4 protein-coding genes and 1 pseudogene are annotated in these 3963 nt (G+C 71.3%); 3 read left to right on the forward strand and 2 right to left on the reverse strand.

The window, feature by feature from the left end; genetic code table 11:
• From ACTS11_RS16115 to ACTS11_RS16125, 3 genes are all read left to right on the forward strand, one after another.
• A partial coding sequence (locus tag ACTS11_RS16115; protein WP_442641319.1) for an acyl-CoA dehydrogenase family protein occupies positions 1–422 on the forward strand: 422 nt, incomplete at its 5' end.
• Between the two features lie 17 nt (positions 423–439).
• On the forward strand, positions 440–1627 hold the full coding sequence (locus tag ACTS11_RS16120; protein ID WP_442641320.1) for an acyl-CoA dehydrogenase family protein: 1188 nt from the start codon (positions 440–442) through the stop codon (positions 1625–1627).
• Complete coding sequence (locus ACTS11_RS16125; RefSeq protein ID WP_442641321.1) at positions 1624–2694, forward strand: acyl-CoA dehydrogenase family protein; 1071 nt, start codon at positions 1624–1626, stop codon at positions 2692–2694. The genes ACTS11_RS16120 and ACTS11_RS16125 overlap by 4 nt, the downstream gene beginning before the upstream one ends.
• Here ACTS11_RS16125 and choV read toward each other — a convergent pair.
• Together choV and ACTS11_RS16135 are read right to left on the reverse strand one after the other, a co-directional pair.
• Positions 2691–3794, reverse strand: a complete 1104-nt coding sequence (gene choV, locus ACTS11_RS16130) for a choline ABC transporter ATP-binding protein (protein WP_442641322.1) — start codon at positions 3792–3794, stop codon at positions 2691–2693. The two genes, ACTS11_RS16125 and choV, sit on opposite strands and share 4 nt — an antisense overlap.
• A pseudogene (locus ACTS11_RS16135) lies at positions 3791–3963 on the reverse strand (choline ABC transporter permease subunit); the annotation flags it as partial. The pseudogene ACTS11_RS16135 and the gene choV, both read right to left, overlap by 4 nt.

Below are 3963 nucleotides of genomic sequence, written 5' to 3' on the forward strand. Positions count from 1 at the left end.
GCATCGCCTGGGGCGTCATGGGCGCGGCCGAGGATTGCTGGCACCGCGCGCGCCAATACGGCCTCGACCGGACGCAGTTCGGCCGCCCGCTGGCGCAGACGCAGCTCTTCCAGAAGAAGCTCGCCGACATGCAGACCGAGATCGCGCTGGGGCTCCAGGGCGCGCTGCGGGCCGGCCGGATGATGGACGAAGGCACCTGCGCGCCCGAGGTCATCAGCCTGATGAAGCGGAACAATTGCGGCAAGGCGCTGGACATCGCGCGCGCCGCCCGCGACATGCATGGCGGCAACGGGATCATGGCGGAATACCACGTCATGCGGCACGCGCAGAATCTCGAGACGGTGAACACCTACGAGGGCACGCACGACGTCCACGCGCTGATCCTCGGCCGGGCGCAGACGGGGCTGCAAGCGTTCTTCTGACCGGGGGAGGGCCCGCGATGGACCTGAGCTATTCGCCCGAGGAACGCGCCTTCCAGGCGGAGGTGCGCGCCTTCCTCGCCGAACGCCTGCCGCAGGACATCGCCGCACGGGTCCGCGCCCGGAAGGAACTGACGAAATCCGACATGGCGCGCTGGCACGCGATCCTGAACGGGCGCGGCTGGCTCGCCGGGCCATGGCCCAGGGCGTTCGGCGGACAGGCCTGGGGGCCCGTCGAGCGGCACATCTTCGAGGAGGAATGCTGCCGCGCCGACGCGCCCCGGATCGTGCCCTTCGGTGTGTCCATGCTCGGCCCCGTCCTGATGGCCTTCGGCACGCCGGAGCAGCAGGCGGAGTACCTGCCCCGCATCCTCGACGGGCGCGACTGGTGGTGCCAGGGCTATTCCGAACCCGGCGCGGGCTCGGACCTGGCCAGCCTCAGGACGCGGGCCGTGCGCGAGGGCGAAAGCTACATCGTGAACGGCCAGAAGACCTGGACGACGCTCGGCCAGCACGCGAACCGCATCTTCTGCCTCGTGCGCACGAAGGCCGAGAGCAAGCCGCAGGAGGCGATCTCCTTCCTGCTGATCGACCTCGACACCCCCGGGATCGAGATGCGGCCGATCCGCCTGATCGAGGGCGGATACGAGGTGAACGAGGTGTTCTTCACCGACGTGCGGGTGCCCGTGGGCAACCTTGTCGGCGCCGAGAACGAGGGCTGGACCATCGCCAAGTTCCTCCTCGGCCACGAGCGGACGGGGATCGCGGGCGTCGGCTTCTCGCTCCAGGCGCTGGAGCAGGTCAAGGCGCTGGCGCGTCGCGTGATCCGGAACGGCCGGCCGCTCATCGAGAACACGCTGTTCGCCGCCCGCCTCGCGCGGGTGGAGGCGGAGCTCGAGGCCATGCGGATCACCAACCTCAGGATGCTGACGCGCGCGCAGGCGGGCGGGCGGCTGACGACCGAGCCCTCGATGCTCAAGGTCAAGGGCACCGTCATCCGGCAGGAAATCAACGACCTCGCGCGCCGCGCGCTCGGCCCCGCCGCCGCGCCCTTCCCGTCCGAGGCGCTCGAGGGCAACCTGGCCGTCGCGCCCGAGGATCACGCGCGCAACGCGGCGAGCTACTTCAACAACCGCAAGATCTCGATCTACGGCGGCTCGAACGAGATCCAGCGCAACATCCTCGCCAAGGGGTTGATGCAGCGATGAACTTCGAGACGGGCGACGACCGCAGGATGCTGGCCGAGACGCTGCGTCGGCACCTGGCCGAGAGCTACGGCTTCGCCCACCGCACCCGCGTCGCCTACGACGCGCCGTTCCACGACCCGGCGGGGTGGCAGGCGCTCTCGGACCTCGGCCTCCTCTACGCCTTCGCGGACGAGGCGGCGGGCGGCATGGGCGGGACGGGATTCGACGTGGCCGTGGTCTTCGAGGAGATCGGCCGCGCCCTCTGCCCCGAGCCGGTGCTGCCCGCGCTTCTGGCCGCGAAGCTCCTCGCGCGGGCGGGCGCGCCGCTCGACGCGCTCCTTTCCGGCGGCGCGCGCTTCGCCGTCGCGATGGGCGAGGCGGATGCGCCCTACGACCTCGACGGGATCGGGGCGGAGGCGCGGGAGAGCGCCGGGGGCTGGACCGTCACGGGGCGCAAGTCCGTGGTCTACGGCGCGGGAGCGGCCGACACGCTCCTCGTCCTCGCGCGCGGGCCGGAGGGGCTGAGCTTCTTCGAGGTCGCCGCGACCGACGCACAGGTCGTCCCCTACGGCATGATCGACGGCGGCCCGGCGGGCGAGGTTCTGCTCGACACGACACCGGCCCGCCCCCTCGCCCTCGACAGGGCCGCCGCCGAGGACGCGCTCGACTGGGCGGCGCTGGCGCTGGCGGCCGAGGCGCTCGGCGCGATGGAGGCGGCCTTCGCGATGCTCGTCGACTACCTCGGCACGCGCAAGCAGTTCGGCCAGCCGATCGGCGCCTTCCAGGCCCTCCAGCACCGCACCGTCGACCTCCGGATCGAGATCGAGCAGGCGCGCTCCATCGTCATCGCCGCCGCCGCCGCGATGGGCGGCCCGGACCAGTCGCACCGCGCGAGCCAGGCCAAGCACCTCGTCGGACGCATCGCCCGGCAGGTCGCCGAGGAGGCGATCCAGATGCACGGCGGCATCGCGATGACCTGGGAATATCCCGTCAGCCACTACGCCAAGCGTCTCGTGATGATCGACCACCAGTTCGGCGACACCGATCACCACCTCGAACGGCTGATCGCCGCCGTGCGGGCGGGCTAGCCGCCGCGCACGATCCCCTCGAAGAAGCCGGTCTCCTCCTCGCCGTCCTCCTCCGGGGGCGCGTCCGGCTCGGCCTCGGTCGCGGCGGCGCAGAGGCGGGCGATGACGCTCTCGGTGGTGATCGTGCCGAGGACGGTGCCCCCCTCTTCCACGACGATGCGCCGCGCGCCGCCCGCCAGCATCTCCATCAGCGCGCGCACGGGCGTCTCGGGGCCCTGGCGCGGACCGAGCGTCTTGGCGTTGCCGACGCCCTTCAGCATCACGTCGCGCGCGGTCAGCACGCCCAGCGGGTTCATGTTGGCCACGAACTCCGCCACGTAATCGCTTGCAGGCGCGGAGAAGATGTCGCGCGGGGTGCCGACCTGCACGATTCGCCCGCCCTCCATGATCGCGATGCGGTTGCCGAGCTTGAAGGCCTCGTCGAGGTCGTGGCTGACGAAGATGATCGTCCGTTTCAGGTCGCGTTGCAGGTCCAAGAGCTCGTCCTGGAGCTTCGTGCGGATCAGCGGGTCGAGCGCCGAGAAGGGCTCGTCCATCAGGAGGATCGGGGCGTCCGTCGCGAAGGCGCGGGCGAGGCCCACGCGCTGCTGCATGCCGCCCGAGAGCTCGCCCACCTTGCGGTCGGCCCAGTCGGAGAGGCCGACGAGGGCGAGCTGCCGCTCGACCTTGGCGTCGCGCTCGGCCGCGCCCGAAAGCTCGAGACCGAAGCCCACGTTCTCGCGCACCGACCGCCAGGGCAGGAGGCCAAACTGCTGGAAGACCATGGCGACGCGCGTTTGCCGGATGCGCCTGAGCGTCGCGGCGTCGGCGTGCGTCACGTCCACCATCCGGTCGCCCATCGACACCTCGACCGACCCGCGCGCGACGGGGTTCAGCCCGTTCACGGCGCGGAGCAGCGTCGACTTCCCCGACCCCGACAGGCCCATGAGGACGAGGATCTCGCCCTCCTGCACCTCGAGCGAGCAGTCGTGGACGCCGAGAACATGGGTCGTCGCGCCCTGGATCTCCTCGCGCGTCGCGCCCTCGTCCGCCATCTGGAGCGCGGGCGCGGGCGCGGGCCCGAACATGATGCAGACGTCGTTGAAGCGGACGGCGGTCATTTCCACTGCACCCTGAGGAGACGGTCGAGCAGGATCGCCACGACCACGATGATGAGCCCCGCCTCGAAGCCGAGGCCGGTGTTGACTTGGTTCAGCGCGCGCACGACCGGCACGCCGAGGCCGGCGGCCCCCACCAGCGCGGCGATCACCACCATCGAGAGCGACAGCA

It is taken from the genome of Roseicyclus sp. (assembly GCF_052168335.1).
Lineage (GTDB): Bacteria > Pseudomonadota > Alphaproteobacteria > Rhodobacterales > Rhodobacteraceae > Roseibacterium.